This is a genomic window from Marinifilum sp. JC120, from assembly GCA_004923195.1.
Classification (GTDB): Bacteria; Desulfobacterota; Desulfovibrionia; order Desulfovibrionales; family Desulfovibrionaceae; genus Maridesulfovibrio.
On record RDSB01000026.1, the window covers coordinates 25,150 to 46,252 of the forward strand.

The 21,103-nt window shown below is 49.2% G+C and carries 17 protein-coding genes; 13 read left to right on the forward strand and 4 right to left on the reverse strand.

The genetic code is table 11. The annotated features are described in order from the left end of the window. Positions 1 to 3 precede the first annotated feature (3 nt). The 4 genes from D0S45_18700 to aprB all read right to left on the reverse strand — a co-directional run bounded on the left by D0S45_18700 (position 4) and on the right by aprB (position 6,256). Positions 4 to 2,292, reverse strand: a complete 2,289-nt coding sequence (locus tag D0S45_18700) for a hydrogenase iron-sulfur subunit (protein TIH12251.1) — start codon at positions 2,290 to 2,292, stop codon at positions 4 to 6. A gap of 6 nt (positions 2,293 to 2,298) precedes the next feature. After that, positions 2,299 to 3,537 (reverse strand): CoB--CoM heterodisulfide reductase iron-sulfur subunit A family protein, encoded by a 1,239-nt coding sequence (locus tag D0S45_18705; protein ID TIH12252.1) that lies wholly within the window; start codon positions 3,535 to 3,537, stop codon positions 2,299 to 2,301. A gap of 162 nt (positions 3,538 to 3,699) precedes the next feature. Next, positions 3,700 to 5,694, reverse strand: a complete 1,995-nt coding sequence (locus tag D0S45_18710) for an adenylyl-sulfate reductase subunit alpha (GenBank protein TIH12253.1) — start codon at positions 5,692 to 5,694, stop codon at positions 3,700 to 3,702. Between the two features lie 76 nt (positions 5,695 to 5,770). Beyond that, the gene (gene aprB, locus D0S45_18715; protein ID TIH12254.1) at positions 5,771 to 6,256 is read right to left on the reverse strand and encodes an adenylyl-sulfate reductase subunit beta; all 486 of its coding nucleotides are present in this window, start codon (positions 6,254 to 6,256) and stop codon (positions 5,771 to 5,773) included. Between the two features lie 896 nt (positions 6,257 to 7,152). Between aprB and sat the strand changes: the two genes are divergently transcribed. The 13 genes from sat to D0S45_18780 all read left to right on the forward strand — a co-directional run bounded on the left by sat (position 7,153) and on the right by D0S45_18780 (position 20,954). Beyond that, on the forward strand, positions 7,153 to 8,433 hold the full coding sequence (gene sat / locus D0S45_18720; protein TIH12255.1) for a sulfate adenylyltransferase: 1,281 nt from the start codon (positions 7,153 to 7,155) through the stop codon (positions 8,431 to 8,433). A 181-nt stretch (positions 8,434 to 8,614) separates the two neighbouring features. Continuing rightward, positions 8,615 to 10,255: a 5-enolpyruvylshikimate-3-phosphate synthase gene (locus tag D0S45_18725; protein ID TIH12256.1), complete on the forward strand. Its 1,641-nt coding sequence runs from the start codon at positions 8,615 to 8,617 to the stop codon at positions 10,253 to 10,255. Beyond that, a complete protein-coding gene (locus D0S45_18730; protein ID TIH12257.1) occupies positions 10,218 to 10,472 on the forward strand; it encodes a hypothetical protein in 255 nt (84 codons plus the stop codon). The genes D0S45_18725 and D0S45_18730 overlap by 38 nt, the downstream gene beginning before the upstream one ends. A gap of 121 nt (positions 10,473 to 10,593) precedes the next feature. Continuing rightward, the gene (locus D0S45_18735; GenBank protein ID TIH12258.1) at positions 10,594 to 12,510 is read left to right on the forward strand and encodes an aconitate hydratase; all 1,917 of its coding nucleotides are present in this window, start codon (positions 10,594 to 10,596) and stop codon (positions 12,508 to 12,510) included. Positions 12,511 to 12,610: 100 nt separating this feature from the next. After that, positions 12,611 to 14,512, forward strand: a complete 1,902-nt coding sequence (locus D0S45_18740) for a peptidylprolyl isomerase (protein ID TIH12259.1) — start codon at positions 12,611 to 12,613, stop codon at positions 14,510 to 14,512. Positions 14,513 to 14,696: 184 nt separating this feature from the next. Beyond that, the gene (argJ, locus tag D0S45_18745) at positions 14,697 to 15,881 is read left to right on the forward strand and encodes a bifunctional glutamate N-acetyltransferase/amino-acid acetyltransferase ArgJ (GenBank protein ID TIH12260.1); all 1,185 of its coding nucleotides are present in this window, start codon (positions 14,697 to 14,699) and stop codon (positions 15,879 to 15,881) included. 32 nt (positions 15,882 to 15,913) lie between these two features. Next, the gene (locus tag D0S45_18750; protein ID TIH12261.1) at positions 15,914 to 16,531 is read left to right on the forward strand and encodes an HD domain-containing protein; all 618 of its coding nucleotides are present in this window, start codon (positions 15,914 to 15,916) and stop codon (positions 16,529 to 16,531) included. A 184-nt stretch (positions 16,532 to 16,715) separates the two neighbouring features. Continuing rightward, a complete protein-coding gene (locus tag D0S45_18755; protein ID TIH12262.1) occupies positions 16,716 to 17,528 on the forward strand; it encodes an ABC transporter permease in 813 nt (270 codons plus the stop codon). A gap of 9 nt (positions 17,529 to 17,537) precedes the next feature. Then, positions 17,538 to 18,377: an ATP-binding cassette domain-containing protein gene (locus tag D0S45_18760; GenBank protein TIH12263.1), complete on the forward strand. Its 840-nt coding sequence runs from the start codon at positions 17,538 to 17,540 to the stop codon at positions 18,375 to 18,377. 18 nt (positions 18,378 to 18,395) lie between these two features. Continuing rightward, entirely contained in the window at positions 18,396 to 18,842 is a 447-nt protein-coding gene (gene mlaD / locus D0S45_18765; GenBank protein ID TIH12271.1) for an outer membrane lipid asymmetry maintenance protein MlaD, read from the forward strand. Between the two features lie 32 nt (positions 18,843 to 18,874). Further along, positions 18,875 to 19,540 carry an ABC transporter substrate-binding protein gene (locus tag D0S45_18770; GenBank protein ID TIH12264.1) on the forward strand — a complete coding sequence of 222 codons (666 nt, stop codon included), beginning with the start codon at positions 18,875 to 18,877 and terminating at the stop codon, positions 19,538 to 19,540. A gap of 11 nt (positions 19,541 to 19,551) precedes the next feature. Beyond that, complete coding sequence (locus D0S45_18775) at positions 19,552 to 20,457, forward strand: VacJ family lipoprotein (GenBank protein TIH12265.1); 906 nt, start codon at positions 19,552 to 19,554, stop codon at positions 20,455 to 20,457. A gap of 5 nt (positions 20,458 to 20,462) precedes the next feature. Continuing rightward, positions 20,463 to 20,954 (forward strand): YfcE family phosphodiesterase, encoded by a 492-nt coding sequence (locus tag D0S45_18780; protein TIH12266.1) that lies wholly within the window; start codon positions 20,463 to 20,465, stop codon positions 20,952 to 20,954. Positions 20,955 to 21,103 lie beyond the last annotated feature (149 nt).

Consider the following 21,103-nt stretch of genomic DNA (forward strand, 5'->3'; position numbering starts at 1 on the left):
CTCCTAGTAGCCCTTGAACGGGTTAGGACCGATCTTGATCATCTCATTAACAAAGGTATCGATCATATCGGGTACTTTGTCATATTCGTCGATGGCAAGTTCAGCCTGTACAACACGTTCGGGTTCAACGCCAAGTCTGTTCAGAGAATCAGCGACGTTTTCCATACGGCGGTTACAAAGCTCAGAACCCTTCATGAAGTGGCACTGGTAGTCTTCACCGTACTTACAACCGAGCAGAAGAACTCCGTCAATACCCTTGGACATTGCATCAGCAATCCAGATGGTGTTCACAGAGCCGAGGCAACGGACGGGAACAACACGAACGTAAGGAGACCAGCCTTTACCGCGCATAGCTGCCATATCGAGTGCCGGGTAGGCATCGTTTTCGCAAGCCAGAACGATAAAACGGGGACCGTCAGCTTCCATATCATCAGGTACGTTAACCTGTTTGATCATGGAACCGATCATATCGATGTTGTAATTGTCGAATCCGATTACGCGCTCAGGGCAGGCACCCATGCAGGTACCACAGCGGCGGCAACGGGAAGGATTCGGCATTGGTGTACCTTTTTCATCATCATCAAGTGCGCCGAAGGGACATTCCTCGGTACAACGCTTACACTGTGTGCAGCGCATGAAGTTGAAAACAGGATAGGTGTTGTCACCGGAGCGGGGGTGGACAGCAACGCCGTGATTAGCGGAGTTGATGCACTGAATCGCTTTCAGCACAGCACCTGCTGCATCCTCACGAGCCAGACCCATGGACATGGGCTGACGGACACAACCTGCGGCGTAAATACCGGTACGGCGTGTTTCGTAGGGAAAGCAGATGTAGTTAGAGTCTGCGTATCCATCGAACTGCTGGAGATCGGGAAATGCAGGACCCTGTCTGTATACGAGGTTGATGGTCGGATCATGCGCGGTGGTGGGTACCATACCGGTAGGAACAACAACCAGTTCAGCTTCGATTTCAATATTTTCGCCCAGCAGTGTGTTCTCCGCGGCGATGACCATTCCGGCACCCTCTTCCTTAATGGAAGTAACGGTACCCTTGGTCAGCATTACGCCGGGATTGTCCTGTGCTGCACGGTAATAACGCTCGTTTACACCGGGGACCATCATGTGATCGTAGATGATGTAAGCAACTGCGTCTTCATTCATTTCGCGAACGTAGTTAGCCTGTTTGAGGGCTACCAAACTGCTCAGCTCAGAAGTATAAGGAAGGTGCTTGTAGGATTCCATGTCTTCATAGACAAATTTTTCCTCTTCTTCACCTTCAGCTGCTTCAGCTGCGGCAGCATCAGCTGCTGCGACCTCTTCTTCGGAACGGTTTGCGTATGCGTCTTCCTGAGCTGCGAATTCTGCTTCACTGAGGCGGGTATCAAGAACAAAGGCAACAGACTTAGCAGTCATTTTGCCTTCCTTAACCATCGCTTCAAATTCAGCAGCAGTCACAACCTTGGAAGAACCATAACCCATAGGCTCTACGTATTTAGTATCCTGAGGTACCCAACCGGTAGCCAGAACACATGCGCCAACAGGCATCTCTTCAACGGAGCCACCGACTTTCACTTTAGCAGTGTACTGTCCGGGAGCGCCTTCGAGAGCTTCGAGTTGTGCGGAGGTGAGCACTTTGATTCTGGAATTGGACTGAACTTCAGAGATCAGAGCCTCGATTCCGGTTTCATGTGCTTCAGTATAGGGGTAGGAAAGGGGAAATGTTTTGTACATTCCAGCAGCCTTACCACCAAGGTCGGCTTCCTTTTCCACCAGAATTACGTCGTGGTTGGTCTTGGCAGCGTAAATTGCTGCGGTAAGACCGGTGAAACCACCACCCATGACCATGACTACCTTATTGGCATCAAAAGCCTGAGATTCCTGCTCGTTTGTCTTGAGCAGCTTGGTGACACCCATTTTGACGTATTCGTTTGCCATTATTGTGAGGAGCTCAGGAATTTCGCCGTTAGGATCAGGCATGGTGCCGTCGGGATTCCTGAAAACCTTGATGCACTGTTCACGCAGGTTGACTCGTTCAACTGCGACACCGTCGAAGTCGAAAATATCCCAGTCAACGCGAGGGCTAGTGCCGCAGATACATACTGCGTCAACGCTGCCAGCGTCGATATCTTCCTGAATGAGCTTTCTTCCTTCCTCGCTGTTAAGGCGCGGATGCACCTTTACGACCGGACATTCGTTCGCGTAAACGCGACCGACCTGTTCAGCCATTTCTTCAGCGTTAAGGTAAGGAGATACGCTCGCTTGGTCGAAATAAACACCGATTTTTTCGGGCATGTCGACTTACCTCCCTATGACCGTTTGGATCGCTTTGAGAGCGGCAGCAGTACCAGACTGGGCTGTCTTCATGACATCCAGAGGCTGCTTTGCACACCCGGCAGCGAAAATGCCTTGTTCCTCACCGCCGACAATAAAGCCTTGATCGTCAACCTGTACTCCGGAAGGAACCGGGGTACCTGCCAGACTAGGCTGCATACCAGTAGCCAGCACTACGAGATCATGCTCGTTCTGGGCTTTGATACCGGTTTCTGCATCCTCAACAGTGACGAGAACATTGCCGGAACCGGACTCTTCGATAACATCAGCGACCTTACCTTTAACGGCATTGATCTTGTCATCGGAAAGAATGCGCTTGGCAAACTTGTCGTAACGTCCCGGAGTACGCAGGTCGATGTAATAAATGGTAACCTTTGCATCGGGATACTGTTCACGTACATAAGCGGCCTGCTTCAGAGAAGCCATGCAACAGATGTATGAACAGAAATTGAGGTGGTTTTCATCGCGGGAACCCGCACATTGTACGAATGCGATGTTTTTGGGCTGTGCACCATCAGAGGGGCGCACAATCTGACCGTCGGTAGGTCCGCTCGGAGCTGCAAGTCTTTCCATCGCCATGTTGGAAATACAGTTCTTTACAGTACCTGCGCCGAGGTTGGAAAGTTTGGTAACATCGTAAGGCTTCCAGCCGGTAGCGTAGACGATGGAACCGACGTTAAGTGTGATGACCTTTTCCTCTTCTTTAAGATCGATAGCATCGATCTCACCGAGGATCTTGAGGTCTTCATCGGTGCAATTTTCTTTTTCAAGAACGTACCTTGCGGGAAACGCAAAGGGAACGTCCATGTAAAGAGCCTTGCGGTCACAGAGTTTGAACTCGAACTCATCGGTAATGTCGTTAGACAATTTCTCGATAACTTCAGTGAGATCAACACTACCGGGACCCACGTATCTGGGTTTGATGCGAACCTTGACTTCGTAATTGCCTTTGGAACCGCCAATGGATTCCACTTCAGCCAAGGTAAAGAACTTTACGTTCTTATTGTTTTTGATTCTCTGAAACTGAATCTCCAGTCCGCAGGAAGGAGGACACAGCTTCGGAAAATATTTATTCAGCTGCATCACCCGGCCACCCAGATAAGGCGCCTTCTCCACGATGAAGACTTCATGGCCTACTTCAGCGGCTTCGAGTGCAGTAGTTATACCACTGAACCCGCCGCCTACGACAAGTATGCTATTTGACATTCTCTATCCTCCTGAACTCTTTGAGGCCCAAGCCATAAAATGGCCCAAACCCGGACACCGACCGCGCAGGTCGCAATTCGGATTCAGACCATTTCAGCGCATTAACCAGAGTAGAACGGCTGCGGGCCGTAAGACCCGCAGCCGCTTATTGTCATACCCGGCTTATTCAGTGGGGATGATCTGGTGGTATGCTTTTTTGAAGACGTTAGTTTCGCCTTTTTCTACGTCATACTTGGAGTTGACGAAGCATTTCCACTTGGAGTCATCGAGACCCATGAAGTCACCACGGTAGTAGAAACCGGGGTAACGGGACTCTTCACGGAATTCAATGTGCTGCATGTGCAGGCGTACAGTCCACAGTCTGTGGAACTGTTCCCAACAACGCATGAGTTCGTGGAGGTCACGAGCAGCCAGTTTTCTGGAATCTTCTTCGAGCATTTCGAGGAGATGGAAACCAGTGTGCAGCAGGGACTTGGAAGTCACGTACATGGTACCAACACCACCACCGTATTCATCAGTAGCCTTCATCAGGCGCATCATGAAGTTCTTAGGAGTGATGTAGTTGGGGTTAACTACGGGGTCGGTAGAGAGAGCTTTACCTTCTTCGTAGGTGTACCAAGGCTGGTAGATTTCTTTCAAAAGAGCAGGGCCGTCAATTTTCAGAGTCGGCTTGAAGTCTTTGTGATCTACACACCAGCGTACCATCTGCTTACCAACGATACGACCTTCAGCGTGAGAACCGGAGGAGAACTTGTGACCGGAAGCGCCAACACCGTCAGCACATGTCCAGAGGCCGTTAACAGTAGTCATACGGTTGTAGACTTTACCGTTGTCAGCTTTCACTTTGTAATCTTCAGGAACCCATTCTTCATCAGGACCGGAAGTCCAGATACCACAGCAACCGGAGTGGGAGCCGAGGAGGTAAGGTTCGGTAGGCATAATTTCAGAGCCGGACTCTTCAGGCTTGATGTTCTGACAAGCCCAGAGGTTAGCCTGGCCAACACACATGTCGAGGAAATCTTCCCAAGCTTCGGACTCGAGGTGTTTCTGCTCAGCAGGTGAAAGCTCTTTGAATGTGTTCTGAAGTGCGGTAGCGGTGTCCATGTAGATGGGGCCACGGCCTTCACGCATTTCGCGAAGCATCATGTGGTTACGCAGACAAGTAGGAATAACATGTCCTTTAGCGTAGCCGCGATCTTCGTAAGGCTTGAGCATTGCGCGGTTAGTTACGCAGTAGTCTTCGCCTTTGTAGTTGGTAGCTTTAGCTTTGAAGAGCAGGAACCATGCGCCAACAGGACCGTAACCGTCTTTAAAACGAGCGGGTACGAAACGGTTTTCCATCATGGTCATTTCAGCGCCAACCTGTGCACACATGGTGTATGTGGAACCTGCGTTCCATACTGGGTACCATGCACGACCGAGACCTTCACCAGTAGAGCGAGGACGGTAAACGTTTACAGCACCACCACAAGCTACAACAGCTGCGTTACATTTGAAAACATATACTTTGTTTTCGCGTGTGGAGAAACCAACTGCACCAGCGATGCGGTTAGGCTCATTAGCGTCGAGGAGCATTTTAACGATGAAAATACGTTCCATGTAGTTGTCTTCGCCGAGAGCGAGCTTAGCTGCTTCAGCGACGATGCACTTGTAGGACTCACCGTTAATCATCATCTGCCAGCGACCGGAACGAACGCAAGCGTCGCCGTTACGCAGGGAGAGACCAGCTGCTTTAGCTGCTGCACCGTCGAGGTTCTTACCGTCTTTTTTGATCCAGCAGGGAAGGCCCCACTCTTCAAAAAGGTGAACGGAATCATCAACGTGACGGCCGAGGTCATAAATAAGGTCTTCGCGAACGAGGCCCATGAGGTCAGTACGAACCATGCGTACGTAGTCATCAGCATCGTTTTCGCCGAGGTATGTGTTAATAGCGGACAGACCCTGTGCGATAGCACCGGAACGTTCCATAGCAGCTTTATCAAGCAGCATGATGGAAAGGTCGCCACCAACTTTTTCAATCCAACGGCATGCTTCATAAGCAACACCGCAGTTACCCATACCACCACCGACGAGGAGCAGGTCCACGTCTTTTTCTATAAGCTCAGGTTCTGCGAGAGCAACACCTTTAGAGGCTTCTTTACTAGGGAGAAGAGGCATGTTTCCTCCTTACTTAGGTTTTTGATTGCACGAATTAATAAGTCCGACTTCTTTCAAATTCAGAGAAGGGAATTAATTAATCCAGATCCTTCCAAGCAGTAGTTTTGTCTGCATCGGCAACATCAACTTTAAGACCAACTACTTCTTTAGGAGTAGTAAGCTCAGTCTCGGTGAAGAGAAGTTCATTGTCGAGGTCAGTCGGCTCGGGCTTACCTTCATAAGGTTTAATGGAACCTTCAGGTGTAGTACGGATGGGGAACTTGAAGCGCTTAACGTCACCGTTACGGAACTTCACAGTCCACATGATGTCTTCAGCAGAGCGCATGGGGATAGAAGTACCGCCCATGGGTGCGAAGTCACCGTAGGGGCGAGCTTCGATAGCGCCCTGGGGACAAATTTTTACGCAGGAATAGCACTCCCAACAGCCTTCAGGCTCCTGGTTGTAAGCGCGCATTTCTTCAGGGTCCAGGATCATAAGATCGTTAGGGCAGATGTACATGCAGGCGGTCTTTTCTCCACCTTTACAGCCATCACACTTTTCCGGATTGACAAAGGTCGGCATACCTAGTCCTCCTAAAAGGGTTTAATGTTATCAATCACCGACATCCTAAAAACCATTCATAACAGCCTAATATTTCAGGCTCGTGAAAATAGTAACTATCAAGCCCAATTCTCGGTGTCAAGGCGAAAGTGAAATTTAGAACAAGCTAACTCCAAATCCGCTGTATAAATGGTCCTGAAACACAGCCGCCAAGCTTTCCAGACACTTAAAAGCGCCTTCGGAAATTCGCGACAAAACAATAATGTGTTCCATCATGGATTGGTATTTAGTTCAATCTAGCCTTTAATTGCAAGCCTTTTTTTCATATTGCGGGATTTTCTTCACAACTGACCTAACAAACCGATTTTACACAGCAACAACGTAGACTTTCCCCTGATTTTCTCTAGACAAATTTCAAATTCAAACCCAATCTTATATGATAACTACAAAACCCCACCTTAATTTAAAACAAATGCCCCCTCACTTTGTACCCACCCTCGCACATTAAACTAAGCCAAATAGATCACTTCATCATCTCACCCACCCCACACCCACTTTCATCGCACTTTCATTTAAATCCACATAATTAAAAACTTTTTTGCAATACCCCAGACTAAAGCAAACACTCACAATAAATGTGTACGTGAAAAATTTCACTCCATTTCAATTTTGCCCTTGACATTTCTTTCACAAACCATTCATAACCCCTCTTAAGCTTTATGGAGAAATTGAGTTTTTGGACTATCCCACAAGCTCACTCCATGATATTGGTTTTTACTATATTTCGTTCCGCAGACCCGCCTCATTTCTATGAAGCGTTGCCTCCATCCTAAACCCGGAGGCCGAAGATCTAATTCCGGAGGTCTTGCGGAAGGGCCAAGGTGTTGAAAAAATAATTACTACAAGGAGACGTAAACATGTCTAAGCTCGTAGCCCCTCACGGTGGTAAAGGTCTTGTATGCTGCCTTCTCGAAGGCGCAGAACTCGCAGCAGAACAGAAAAAAGCTGCTGATCTTCCCAAAATCGAAATTTCCGCCCGCGCTAAAGGCGACCTCATCATGATGGGTTGTGGTGGTTTCTCTCCCCTGAACGGTTTCATGGGTAAAGCAGACTGGAAAGGCGTTTGCGAAAAATTCCTCATGGAAGATGGCACTTTCTGGCCTGTTCCGGTTACCCTCGACTCCGACGACGAAAGCGTTAAAGTCGGCGACGAAATCGCTCTCGTAAACGACGGTGAAGTATATGCTACCATGCAGATCACCGAAAAATACGAAATGACCGAAGAAGACAAGAAATGGGAATGCTACGAAGTATTCAAAGGTGAAGGCGAAGAATCTGAAGATTCCATCTTCTGGAAGACCGCACTTGAAGATCACCCCGGTGTTCAGATGGTTATGGCTCAGAAGAAATACAACCTCGCTGGTCCCGTTAAAGTACTCTCCGAAGGCGAATACCCCGAGCAGTACAAAGGCGTTTACCTGCGCCCCGCAGAAACTCGTGCCATGTTCGACGAAAAAGGCTGGTCCACAGTTTCCGCTCTCCAGCTCCGTAACCCCATGCACCGCTCTCACGAGTTCCTCGCAAAGATCTCCATCGAAGTATGTGACGGTTGTCTGATCCACTCCCTGATCGGTAACCTCAAGCCAGGAGACATTCCTGCTGAAGTTCGCGTTAAAGCTATCGACACTCTCGTTGAGCACTACTTTGTTAAAGAAAACGTTATCCAGGCTGGTTACCCCCTCGATATGCGTTACGCTGGTCCCCGTGAAGGCCTCCTCCACGCTACCTTCCGTCAGAACTACGGTGTTAACCGCATGCTGATCGGTCGTGACCACGCTGGTGTTGGTGACTTCTACGGTCTGTTCGAAGCTCAGGATATCTTTGACAAGATTCCTTACGCAACCGAAGCTTGTCCTGAGCCCGGCAAAGCACTGCTTTGCGAGCCCATGAAGATTGACTGGACTTTCTACTGCTACAAGTGCGACGGCATGGCTTCCCTGAGAACCTGCCCTCACGACAAAGACCAGCGCGTTATCCTTTCCGGTACCAAGCTGCGTAAAGCACTCTCCGATGGCGCTGAAATCGTAGATCACTTCGGTCGTGACGAAGTTATCGTACAGCTCCGCGAATACTACGAAGGCCTCACCGAAAAGGTTGAAGTCAAAATGCAGGGCGCAGCTTCCGGCGACGCAATGTAATTTAAGTAGTATTACTACTTGCATATTCAGGGAGGAAGCGGCAACGCTTCCTCCCTTTTTCTTTTCTTTACGGGCAGATAGAGACGTCTTTCTAGGCCTCCAAGCTGAGGGGTTGCCCATCCCGTTAAATCGCGCTATTAAAGTGGACTTCTCTATATTACATTTCAGGAAAAAAAAAAAAATGCCCGATTATAAAAAATTTGAACGGACCGGTGGCTCCGCACCGCGTAGACAGTCCCTGCTCGACGAAATCAAAGAGCTGGACTCACGACTTCTTTCCATCGTATCCCGCAGGAATTACCTTATGGGTAAAGCCGCATCCAAGCGCAAGCAGAAAGGCCTGCCCCTTGGTGATCCGGACATGGAAAGACGTATATTTGAAACATGGTCCGCTGAAGCCAGCAGTAAGAAATTTGATCTCAAAACTGCACGACGTGTTTTCGACCAGCTCAACAACCTTGCCTATGCAGCAGTAGCCAAGCCGGAAAACCGCAAGCTTTCTACATATGTTCTTTCTCCGCCTCATAAGCAAGTTGATGTAACCTTTGACGGCCCCGGCTCCCTGTTCCAGTCCAAACTCTGGATCGCTCTCAGTGCCGCAGCAGGTGCTGAAAGCAAAATGGGACCTTTGTGCGTCAATGACGAAATAACCGAACTGATCAAGGCTTTTAATCAGTCCGGCTCCCATCTTTCATGGGACGGAGACACAGTTGAATCCCGCGCTGGCGACGGCATTGAATTCGAAGACAAACTCGTCTTTGCCGGTAATAATGCAATGACCATGTACCTGGCCATTGCCTTTGGTCTTAAAACCATCGGCAAGTTTAAGATTGCGGGCGGCCCTATCCTCAAGCAGTATGATTCCCGCCCTCTCGCAGAAGTTCTTTCTCCGCTGGGCGCAAGACTCAATACTCTTGACCTCCAGAGCCACGGATTGCCTGCTCGCCTCGAATGCGGCGGACGCATGGCTTCATCAATTGAAATTTCAGATGATATTCCAGCTGAATTTGTTGCTGCCCTTGCGCTTGCCGCCTGGACCTATCCGCAGGGATTGACCATCAAATTCGCAGAAGGCTGGCATGGTAAAGATCTGCTTCAGGAAGTCATTGCAGCACTCAATGAATGCGGCATTAAAGCCAAGTTGAGCGAGACTGAATGCAGTGTTCCTGCGACTAAGGAGATCACTGTTCCCGAAGAGCCTTCCATTGCACTGGAGCCTGAACTTTGTGCCGCACTGCTGGCCATCCCCGCTTTCAGTGACGGACAGGTAACTATCAATGGAGACTGGCCCAAGTCCGCAGTTGCCGAAGATGCACTCCAGACTCTTAAAGCCGGTGGCGTTGATATTAAAATTTCCAAAGAAGGCATCACTGCAACTAAGGGTGAAACCGCAGCTGAAGCTTCCTTTGATTTTGGTAATGCAAACAACCTTTTTCCTATTGGTCTTGCCCTCGCGGTCAACTCCCGCTCTGAATGCAAGGTCAGCAACATCGCTGACGACGTTATGTTCGAACAGGGCATTGAACTGCTCGAACGCCTCGGCATCAGATACCAGCGCGGTGATGAAGAACTGACCGTTATTCCCGGCAGACTCAAATGGGACGAAGCATGGTTTGCACCTTCTCCCTTCTTCGGTATTGCTCTCGGTCTTATGGCCTGGATTCGTCCAGGTATTGCCATTGAAAACCCCGGCGACCTGACAGATCTCTGGCCTCGTTTCTGGACCCTCTACAACAGCCTGCCGGAAATCAACGGTCTTAAAGACCCAGAAGTTAGGAAAAAAGATGAATCAACAACCCGAAGAAGAATTAAAATCGATTAGTATTCCTGAGATCGAAGTTGAAATTGAAAACTTTAAGAAGGAATTGGATCTTTGCAAACAGCGTGTAAAAACGCTGTTTGCAAGTGAAAAACCTTCTGAAGGGATCTTTTTTGCCCAAGAAATCTTCGAATCTCAGCAAGATAAACTTCGTCTGGAAGCAGAGATTGACATCCGTCAACGAAAAATCAACCGAATGCGCCTCGGAATGGAAGGATAACTGACTCCCGCCCTCATAACAGCTTTAGCGGGCACTTTATGATGTACACGGGATAGCTACGTACAACAGGACACTTAGTTTCAAATCTGCTTATGAAAAGCACAATCACACCGGAGGTATCATGGGTTTAAATATTACTGAAAAGATCATATCAGCACACCTTTTGGACGGCGAAATGAAGCCGGGAACAGAAGTCGGGCTACGAATTGATCAAACACTAACTCAGGATGCCACCGGCACCATGGCTTATCTACAATTTGAAGCTATGGGTATTGATAAGGTCCAGACCGAGCTTTCCGTAAGTTACGTGGACCACAACACCCTGCAAATGGGTTTTCGCAACCCCGACGACCATCAGTATCTACGTACTGTAGCTGCCAAACACGGCGTTGTCTTCTCCCCTGCGGGCACCGGTATCTGTCACCAGCTGCATCTGGAAAACTTTGCCAAACCCGGCAAAACCCTGATCGGCTCTGACAGCCACACCCCCACAGCTGGCGGACTCGGCATGCTGGCCATGGGAGCAGGCGGACTTTCCGTTGCTTTGGCCATGGCCGGACAGCCATACTCTATCCCCATGCCTAAGGTGGTCAAAGTGGAACTTTCCGGTAAACTTACCGGATGGGCTTCCGCCAAAGATATCATCCTCAAGCTGCTTGAACTCAAAACAGTTAAGGGCGGCGTGGGTATTGTGTTTGAATTTGCAGGCAAAGGCGTGCAAACCCTTTCCGTTCCTGAACGTGCGGTTATCACCAACATGGGCGCGGAACTGGGTGCGACCACATCTATCTTCCCCAGTGATGAAAATACCAAGACTTTCCTCAAGGCCATGGGCCGCGAAGAAGACTGGTCCGAACTCATCGCCGATGCTGATGCAACCTACGCCGAAGTAGTTGAGATCAACCTTTCCGAACTTGAACCGCTGGTAGCCCAGCCGCATATGCCGGACCGGGTCGTGACCGTAAAATCCCTTGCGGGCCTTAAAGTCAATCAATCCGCCATCGGTTCCTGCACCAACTCTTCTTACTCCGACCTGAAGACAACCGCACTGATTCTGCAAGACCAGCAGTTGCCTGAAGGTGTGGATCTGATGATCTCTCCCGGTTCCAAACAGGTTCTCAAAATGCTTGCTTCCGACGGACTGATCGGCAACTTCCTTGATTCCGGCGCAAGGCTGCTTGAATGCACCTGCGGCCCCTGCATCGGCATGGGTGGTTCACCAACTTCTGCCGGAGTAAGCGTGCGTACCTTCAACCGTAACTTTGAAGGCCGCAGCGGAACTCAGGATGCTCAGGTTTACCTTGCCAGCCCGCAGACCGCAGCCAAACTGGCCCTTGCAGGAGAATTTACTGATCCGGCAACTTGGGGAACCCCTCCGGCCAAGATCGATTTTCCTGCCGATGTTCCTTCTATTCGCCATCTGTTCATCTTTCCCCCTGAAAACAGGGAAGGAATTGAAATCGTACGCGGACCGAACATCATTCCCCTTGAGACCTTCTCCGCATTGCCGGATGAGATTTCTTCTGAAATCCGCCTCAAGGTCGAAGATGATATTACCACCGACCACATTCTTCCTGCCGGAGCGCAGATCACAGCACTTCGTTCCAACATCCCGGCAATCAGTGAATATATTTTCAGCCGGGTTGATGAAGGTTTTGTCGGTCGTATGAAAGAATCCGACAACGGAATCATCCTCGGCGGTGAAAATTACGGACAGGGTTCAAGCCGCGAACATGCAGCACTCGGCCCCCGTCATCTCGGGGTTGTTGCCGTTATTACCAAGTCTCTTGCACGCATTCATCGTGCAAATCTTATCAATTTTGGCATTCTACCCCTTGTACTCTCTGAAAAGAGTGATTACGACAAACTGTCGGAAGGTAGTAAATTGACCATTGATACCACTTCCATCACTCCCGGCGGAGAAGCCGTTACTATGGCTGATGGAATTGAAATCAAAGTCAGAAACGATCTTTCCAAAAAAGAACTTGATATTATTAAAGCCGGCGGGCTGCTTAACTACGTCGGCAACCTATTGTAAATGAGTATGGCAGGGCTTGCGCGCGTGCGTAAGCCCTACCTATGTAAATAGAATCAACATTTGAAAGCAGCACCTGCTGCAAACGGAGACGGAAGAAGCCATGATGGACATTCTGCGCCAAAATGCCCAGAGCTGGGGCATCAAAATCGCTTTCGGTATCATTATCGCAGTTTTTATTTTTGCCTTCGGTGCCGGCGGATTCAACGGCGACACCGACCCGGTAATCGCATACGTTAATGACCAGCCTGTGCCCACTCAGGAATTCATGCAGGTCTACCGCGAAACCGCCGAAGCATTGCGGGCCCAAAATCCCACCATTGACTCCGACCAACTTCAGGCACCTGAATTCAAGAAAGCTGTTCTTGAGCAGCTGGTCAGCAAAAAACTTTTGGAAGCTGAAGCCCTGAAACTCGGTATTTCTGTTTCCAACAGCGAACTTTCTTACGGCATCAGCCAGATTCCCGCTTTTGCAGACCAAGACGGCAAATTCGACATGAATCTCTATCAGGCTTTCCTGCAAAGCAGGCAAATGTCCGCTGCCACCTTTGAGAACGACATGCGTAACAGCGCGTTGATCCAAAAGCTTCAGGAATATGTGACTCTGCCGGTCAAACCCACTGAAGCAGAAGCTCGCGCCCTTTTCGACTCTGCTTCTGAAAAAGTTCAGATCGACTACTACTATGTTTCCGGTGCTGATTTCGTTAAAAACATGAACATCAGCGACAAGGAAATTGAAGCTTTCTACAAGGCCAACCCGGACAAGTTCACCATTCCGGGCCGTTCTATTGTAAAGTACATTGCTTTCACTCCGGAAGAACTCTCTATCAACGAGACAGTAACTCCCGAAGAAATCAAAGCATACTACGAAGCAAACAAAGAATCTTTCCAGCAGGAAGAACAGCTTAAGGCCCGCCACATCCTGATCACTGTGGATGAAAACGCGCCTGATAAAGACGTTGCTGCTGCTGAAAAGAAAATCAAAAAAGTTCTCGCCAAAGCCAAGTCCGGTCAGGATTTCGGCAAACTGGCTAAGAAATATTCTGAAGGCCCCAGCAACTCCAAAGGCGGAGAACTGGGCTGGTTCGGCCACGGTGCCATGGTTAAGCCTTTTGAAGATGCAGCTTTTGCACTGAAAAAAGGTGAAGTCAGCAAGCCTGTCCGCACCCGCTTTGGCTGGCACCTGATCAAAATTGACGATGTCCGCGAAGCCGGTCAGAAGGAACTTGATCAGGTAAAAGATGAAATCAGCTCCATGATCGCTCAGGAAAAAGCAGCTGACTCCATCACAGACAAACTGGATCACGCCATTGACTTACTTGCTTCCGGCCTGAAGCTGGACAAAGTATCTGACGAAATCGGCGTTGCATTCAAGAAAAGCGAACAGGCCACTGTGCAGAACCTTTCCCGTGCCTTCGGCATGACCGAAAGTGCAGCCCAGACCATCATCGCTCTGCCTAAAGGCAGCGCAACTGAGATGCCTGTTGCCATTGACGGCGGCTACATCCTCGTGGAGAAAGAAGAAGACGTTCCTCCGACCCTGAGCCCGCTCAAGGATCAGAAACAGGACATCGATAGCTTCCTTTCCCAGCAGAGAGCCATGCAGCTCGCTAAGGTCAAAGCCATGGCTATCGTGGCCCAGCTGACAAACGAGCAAACCGCTGCCAAGGAACTCAAGTCCATCAAGAAAGACCTCAAAACTTCCGAGCCTTTCGGCCGCGACGGTTTTGTTCCCGGTCTGGGCATGAACCCCAAGCTGGCTCAGGCTGCTTTTGCAACCAAAAAAGACCAGTGGATGTCTGAGGTTTTCGAACTTCCCGGCGGATTCATCGTCGCCCGTGTTGACGACCGCATTCCTCCTAAGGAAGAAGCATGGGAAGCCCAGAAAGAAATGGTTATGAATGCTCTGTTCCAGCAGCGTGCCAACGAAGTGTTCAATGCATTCCTCACCGAACTGCGAACCAAAGCTCAGGTTGAATACGTCCGCAAGGACCTCCTGAACTAATCTGACCACTTTCAGATGATATTAAGGGTCTGTTCTTGCGGGAACAGACCCTTTTTTTGTCCATAAATGCAGAACTTTTGTTTTAATCGCTTCTTTTACCTTGCAGAGTTTTTTTTGAGAGAGTAACAACAAAAAATTACCGTCAACACTAGCGTTGACACGATATTCCAGAGGATGACAGACCATGCTTAAGACCCCCAAAGGATATAAATTCACAGCCCTCGAGGCTGGATTCAAATACAGCGGCCGGAACGATCTGGCCCTGATTCTCAGTGATGTTCCTGCTGTTGCCGCAGCAGTTTTTACTAAGAACAAATTTCAGGCTGCCCCGGTTACCGTAGGCAAGGAGATTCTCACTGAATCTCAAGTTGTCCGCGGTGCCATAATTAATGCCGGTCTGGCTAATGCCTGCACAGGAGCGGAAGGAATTGAAGACTGCCGGGAAAGCCTTGTGCTGGTCGCAAAGTATCTGGGATTGAATTCCCGTGACCTGCTCCCCTCCTCCACCGGAGTCATCGGGCCGCGCTTTAATATGGAGAAATGGCGCGAGGCAGCACCTAAACTAAAAGGTGCACTTGCTGAAAACGATCCGGTCAAAGCTGCTAAAGCCATCATGACCACTGATAAATTTCCCAAACTGGCCTGGGGCGAAATTGAATGCAAGGGTAAATCTGTACGCATGCTCGGCATGTGCAAGGGTGCAGGCATGATCTCTCCGAATATGGCCACCATGCTCGGCTTCGTAACCTGCGATGCCGAAGTAGATCCAAAGTGGTGGCAGGAAGCCCTGCGTCGCTGCATCGACAAAAGCTTCAACTGCGTAACTGTTGACGGCGACACCAGCACCAACGACACGGTCATGGCCTTTGCCAACGGAGCTTCTGGAGTAAAAGCTGACAGCAGCGAATTACAGGATGCCATTGAAGCCCTGCTGCTTGATATCTGTCAGCAGCTTTCCTATATGATCGTGCAGGATGCTGAAGGCGGAACCAAAGTTATGCATATCAAGGTCAACGGAGCAGCCTCAGATGAAGATGCGGAACTCATGGTCCGGGCAGTTGGCAATTCACCGCTGGTCAAAACCGCGCTTTTCGGCGAAGACCCCAATTGGGGCCGCATTGTAGCCGCAGCAGGACGTAGCGGAGCTGAATTCGACCCCGAAAAATTGACCTTGAGTTTCGGCAAGATCGTTGTCTTTGAAAAAGGCAAGCCAGTTGAAGGCGACATGGACGCCCTGTTGGAACCGATCATGCGCAAACAGGATGTTGAAGTAAACATAACCCTCGGTGACGGCGAAGGTTCGTCCATACTTCAAGCTTCCGACCTGACCCGTGAATACATCAACATCAACGCTGATTACAGATCATAACAATCCAAATTAAGATAGAATCAGATATTTATATGATGAAAAATCTCAAAAACCGCGATAAGATGACCAGACTTGCCGACTTCCTCTTTGAAGTCGGCATGTTGCGCAAAACTCCACGAACCGGATACCAGTTTTTGGGCACAGGCTCAGAATCCGTAGCCGATCATTCCTACCGGGTAGCAGTACTGGGTTACGTTCTTGCTGATATGGCCGAGGCAGACATGGCCCGCACTGTGTTTATGTGCCTTTTCCATGACCTGCACGAAGCCCGCACCGGAGATTTCAACTACGTAAACCGGATCTACAATCGCAGCTACCGGGACAAGGCTCTGCGCCATACATTGGCCGGCACCGGGCTGGAAGATAAAATTTTCCCCCACTGGGAAGAACTGGAAGAGGCCGAAACCATTGAATCTAAACTGGCTCAGGACGCAGACCAGCTGGACTTCATCCTTAACCTTAAAGAAGAGCTGGATATGGGCAATCCCTATGCCGGGAAATGGCTGGAATCGGCACTGAAGAGACTGCGCACTGAAGAAGGCCAGAAACTAGCCGATAAGATAGCTGAAACAGACCATAAAGACTGGTGGTATCTCGGCCCGCCGCCCAGTTGGTGGGAAAACAAAAACGGCCTTGATGACGAAGACTAAATCAGGGTCAGCGAAAAATGAGCCCGAAAGGTTTTAATACTGCTCCCGGAACCTTTTCACTCTTTTATTTTGTAGATCATTATGCTAAGTGGACCGTCTAGTCATACCCTAAATTAGTTCCCAACTAATTCATTATAAAATTTTAATTAACGTATTAAAAACAAATTGTGGTAACCAACTGACAATGTCTCAAGCCGAAACTGAAAATAAATTACTCCTTCCGTTCAATATGCTCGGTAAGTGTTTCATGAATATTCTTGCTGAAGCAGGAGCCATGTTCATTTTCCTCATTGACGGATTGTTTCGTATTTTCAGTTCGCTGGGTATTTTCAATAAAACCATCAAGGAACTTTACTTTATCGGAGTAAAGTCCATTACTGTAATATCGCTGATCGGACTTTTTACCGGCATGGTCATCGGGCTCCAGACTTATTACGCCCTTGCAAAATTCGGTTCTGAAGGTTTCCTTGGCGCAGCCGTAGCCCTCTCGCTGGTACGCGAACTGGGTCCGGTACTCACCGCCATTATGCTCACCGGCCGGGCCGGATCTTCCATGACCGCAGAAATCGGGGTCATGCGCATATCAGAACAGATTGACGCCCTTGAACTCATGGATATCAATCCCATGAATTATCTGGTCAGTCCTAAGATTGTTGCTTCACTTATTTCATTCCCGATTCTGACCGCCCTTTTCGACCTCATCGGCATTGTAGGCGGTTACCTGACCGGAGTAGCTCTGCTGGGCGGTAACTCAGGTGTTTATTTCCACCGGGTATACACATCCCTCTCGTGGGAAGATATTTCTGCGGGATTCAGCAAATCCATCGTCTTTGCCGTTCTGGTCTGTACGATATGCTGTTTTCAAGGTTACTTCACCCACCACCGCAAAGACGGCAAAGGCCCCGAAGGCGTCAGCCAGGCAACAACAACCGCAGTCGTCATGTCCTGTGTCATGGTCCTTGTGTCCGACTACATCATGACCTCACTGCTTTTCTAACGGGGCCCCATGAATACCAACGCACCGGATATTAAAATCGAAAACCTGACTATCGGCTACGATGACAGTCCCGTGGTTTCCGACATAAACGCGACCCTTCCCGGCGGAGGAATTTCCGTCATACTTGGACGCTCAGGTTGCGGAAAATCAACCCTGCTCAAAAATATCCTCAAGCTGAATACCCCCATGGGCGGAGCCGTCTATCTGGGTAAACACAATATTTACGAAATGAAACGCAAGGCCTTCCGCTGTCTGAAACAGCGTATAGGCGTTCTTTTTCAGGATGGAGCGCTGTTAGGCGCACTGAATCTCTTCGATAACGTGGCTCTGCCCCTACGTGAACATACCCGGCTTAAGCAGCCGGAGATTTACGAAGTGGTCAAGGCCAAGCTCAGCCTGGTGGGACTTGAAAAGTTCATGGACTATTACCCCAATGAACTTTCAGGGGGCATGCGCAAAAGAGCCGGGCTGGCCCGGGCCATGGTCATGGATCCGGATATTCTCTTCTGCGACGAACCCACATCAGGTCTCGATCCCATCAACTCCGCAGAACTTGACAGCCTGCTCCTTGAACTCAAGGAAAGGTTTGACATGACCGTCGTAGTTGTCAGCCATGATCTGGCCAGCATGGAAACCATCGCCGACTATGTTGTTGTTCTCGGCGAAGGTAAAACTATTTTCAAGGGACAGAAGGAAGAACTTCTGGCAACAGATGAACCTTACCTGCGTCAATTTTTGGATCGTGAAGGTGAAAAGCGCGAAAACCCGCGTTTGACAATGGCTCCCCTTGATCCTTCAGTTATGAAAATGGATTGCACCAAATACATTGGTGACTTGAACAGTAATTAAATGGACACGGATTCCGGCATGAAAAAATACCCCAAGGAAACAGCAGTCGGCATATTTGTCTTTCTCGGCCTGCTTTGCATTATCTACATGAGCGTCAAACTTGGTGATGTGCATATGTTTACAGACGACCACTACCATGTGACTGCCAACTTTAACGACGTGACCGGACTAAGGGTAAATTCCCCTATTGAAATGTTAGGCGTTCCCATAGGTTATGTGAATAAGATTGACCTTGATCTGGAAAAACAGAAAGCCGTGCTGACCTTGAGCATTGAAAAACGCATCGAGCTTACCGATGATGCCATTGCCTCGGTTAAAACCAGCGGGCTGATCGGGGACAAGTACATCAAAATCTCCCCCGGCGGTGTGGGTGACCCCATTGAACCAGGTGGAGTTATAATTGAAACTGAGTCCGCAATTGATATTGAAGACTTGATCAGCAACTATGTTTTTGGCAAAGTCTAAAAAACAACTTAATAAATAATCGGTTCTCAAAAATGAAAAGAACATTATCCATAGTCATTATAGTTTTGCTCCTCTGTCTTTCAGCCGGGGCTGGTTTTGCAGCAGAGAACTCCCCCATGGTCAGGCTACGGTCTGGAATTCAGGGAGTAATTGAAGTTCTCAACAATCCTGAATACAAGGGCAATCCCGATAAACACCCGGAAATGGCCCTCAAAATCCGTGAAACCATAAAGGATTTTTTCAATTTCGAAGAGCTATCCAAACGCTCCGTGGGACGCCCTTGGCTTAAGTTTACCCCGGAAGAAAAAGAAAGATTTGTCTCTCTCTTCACCAACCTCCTAGAGCAGACCTACCTCGGGCGTGTCGGGGAATATTCCGGTGAAAAAGTCGCATTTGACAAAGAGACCATTATTAAGGGAAAATATGCTCAGGTTGATACACGTTTGCTGACCGGCAAACAGGATATCCCGGTTTTCTACCGCATGAAGCTTACTGACGGAGAATGGGATGTTTATGATGTAAAAATTGAAGGTGTAAGTTTGGTAAAGAACTATCGCACCCAATTTACCGGCATCCTTGATACTACTAATGACCAAACTTTCGAGGCCAGCAAGAAAGAACTTTTCATTCGCCTTGAAAAAAAATGCGCTGAACTTAAAACTAACCCCAAAGCTACTGCTGAAAACGGCATTAAATAACGGAAACAACCATGACCCGGAACTATTCCACAACAATTCTCGCCTTTCTGGTTCTGACAATGATCCTGCTGACCTTTCCTTCACAGGTAAGATCAGAGGACGCTAAGAACCCGGTAATGCTCGCGCAGGTAGGTGCCGGTGTAATCGGTGCCGTAGAAAACAATCCTGAAGAATACGCCGAGGATGAATTCAGCGAGGACATGTGGGGCGATTCCGCACATAACGAAGAAGCCAGTGCCTCTGATCCGTGGCAGGGCTATAACCGTGCGATGTTCAAGTTCAACGACTACCTGTATTTCAACATCATGAAACCCGTCACTAAGGGTTATATGTGGGCGGTTCCTCTCAGACCAAGGACTTGGACCAACAACTTTTTCCAGAACATGCTCTACCCCGTACGGTTGACAAGCTGTCTGCTACAGGGGAAATTTTATACAGCGGGAGCTGAAACATCCAAATTTGTTGCCAACTCACTCTTCGGACTGGGCGGACTCGGCAACGTTGTAGGTGAGGCACAGTCCACCATGCCCCTCTACCTCGGTAACGAGGACATGGGACAGACTTTCGGCGTCTGGGGTATCCCCAACGGTCCTTACTTTGTGCTGCCTTTCTTCGGTCCTTCCACCATCCGTGATTCTGTAGGTCTGGGAATCGACACCTTTGTGCTCAACCCCTTCTGGTGGTTCGGCATCCCTTGGTACTATTCCGCTTCAGCCGGAGCTTACAACCAGATCAACAAACTTTCATTCCACATCGGTGAATACGAATCCCTCAAGGAAGGCTCTATTGATCCTTACCTCGCTCTCAGAGATGCTTACCTGAGCTATCGGGCCAAACAGGTCAGGGATGCCAAGATTGATCCCAATAAGCCCAAACCGCAGATGACCACCAACCCGGATGCGGCCCCGCAGAAGTAATTCCCGTGAAAATCGCAGTTATATCTGACACCCACCTCCGTGAGCCGGACAACAGGCTCACGGAGGTTTTTAATAAGTATCTCGCAGATGCGGATCTGCTCCTGCATTGCGGGGACATGACCACCTTTTCCATGTGGCAATTCTTCTGTCAGCACCCAAATTTTCACGCAGCCCTAGGAAATTGTGATGAATGGGCACTTTCCGATTATCTGCAACCGCTGGAATCCGTAAATTTCCACGGATTGCGCATCGGCATAGCTCACGGTTGGGGATCACGTTCACAGGTATCCCGAAACGTAGCAGATTCCTTCGGGCCGAACTTTGATCTGGTCTGTTACGGGCACACCCATATTCAAGACTGGTCCATTGTCAGTGGAGTGCAGATGCTCAATCCCGGAAGCCTGACTTCCCCCCGCGATGAACGACCGCCCTGCGTGGCGATTGTGGAAGTGGACGAGGAGCAGAACATGGAATGCTCTTTCGTGCCTGTAGATTAACGCCTCCGGCGTATATGGTCCCGCCCAGAAGTCAAGCTTGGATTGATTAAGAGGTGGATGCAAACGTATATTCGGCATCTATGTGCCCTGATGGTGTATCCGCACTCCTGCTCCTCATCGGCTCAACGGCTTTTTAAGCCACCGCCGGA

Coding starts and splice junctions, on each gene's coding strand:
- mlaD (TIH12271.1), top strand. CDS start 18,396: ATGAAAAAATACCCCAAGGAAACAGCAGTCGGCATATTTGTCTTTCTC.
- D0S45_18760 (TIH12263.1), top strand. CDS start 17,538: ATGAATACCAACGCACCGGATATTAAAATCGAAAACCTGACTATCGGC.
- D0S45_18775 (TIH12265.1), top strand. CDS start 19,552: ATGACCCGGAACTATTCCACAACAATTCTCGCCTTTCTGGTTCTGACA.
- D0S45_18725 (TIH12256.1), top strand. CDS start 8,615: ATGCCCGATTATAAAAAATTTGAACGGACCGGTGGCTCCGCACCGCGT.
- argJ (TIH12260.1), top strand. CDS start 14,697: ATGCTTAAGACCCCCAAAGGATATAAATTCACAGCCCTCGAGGCTGGA.
- sat (TIH12255.1), top strand. CDS start 7,153: ATGTCTAAGCTCGTAGCCCCTCACGGTGGTAAAGGTCTTGTATGCTGC.
- D0S45_18705 (TIH12252.1), bottom strand. CDS start 3,537: ATGTCAAATAGCATACTTGTCGTAGGCGGCGGGTTCAGTGGTATAACT.
- D0S45_18770 (TIH12264.1), top strand. CDS start 18,875: ATGAAAAGAACATTATCCATAGTCATTATAGTTTTGCTCCTCTGTCTT.
- D0S45_18750 (TIH12261.1), top strand. CDS start 15,914: ATGATGAAAAATCTCAAAAACCGCGATAAGATGACCAGACTTGCCGAC.
- D0S45_18740 (TIH12259.1), top strand. CDS start 12,611: ATGATGGACATTCTGCGCCAAAATGCCCAGAGCTGGGGCATCAAAATC.
- aprB (TIH12254.1), bottom strand. CDS start 6,256: ATGCCGACCTTTGTCAATCCGGAAAAGTGTGATGGCTGTAAAGGTGGA.
- D0S45_18700 (TIH12251.1), bottom strand. CDS start 2,292: ATGCCCGAAAAAATCGGTGTTTATTTCGACCAAGCGAGCGTATCTCCT.
- D0S45_18710 (TIH12253.1), bottom strand. CDS start 5,694: ATGCCTCTTCTCCCTAGTAAAGAAGCCTCTAAAGGTGTTGCTCTCGCA.
- D0S45_18755 (TIH12262.1), top strand. CDS start 16,716: ATGTCTCAAGCCGAAACTGAAAATAAATTACTCCTTCCGTTCAATATG.
- D0S45_18735 (TIH12258.1), top strand. CDS start 10,594: ATGGGTTTAAATATTACTGAAAAGATCATATCAGCACACCTTTTGGAC.
- D0S45_18730 (TIH12257.1), top strand. CDS start 10,218: ATGAATCAACAACCCGAAGAAGAATTAAAATCGATTAGTATTCCTGAG.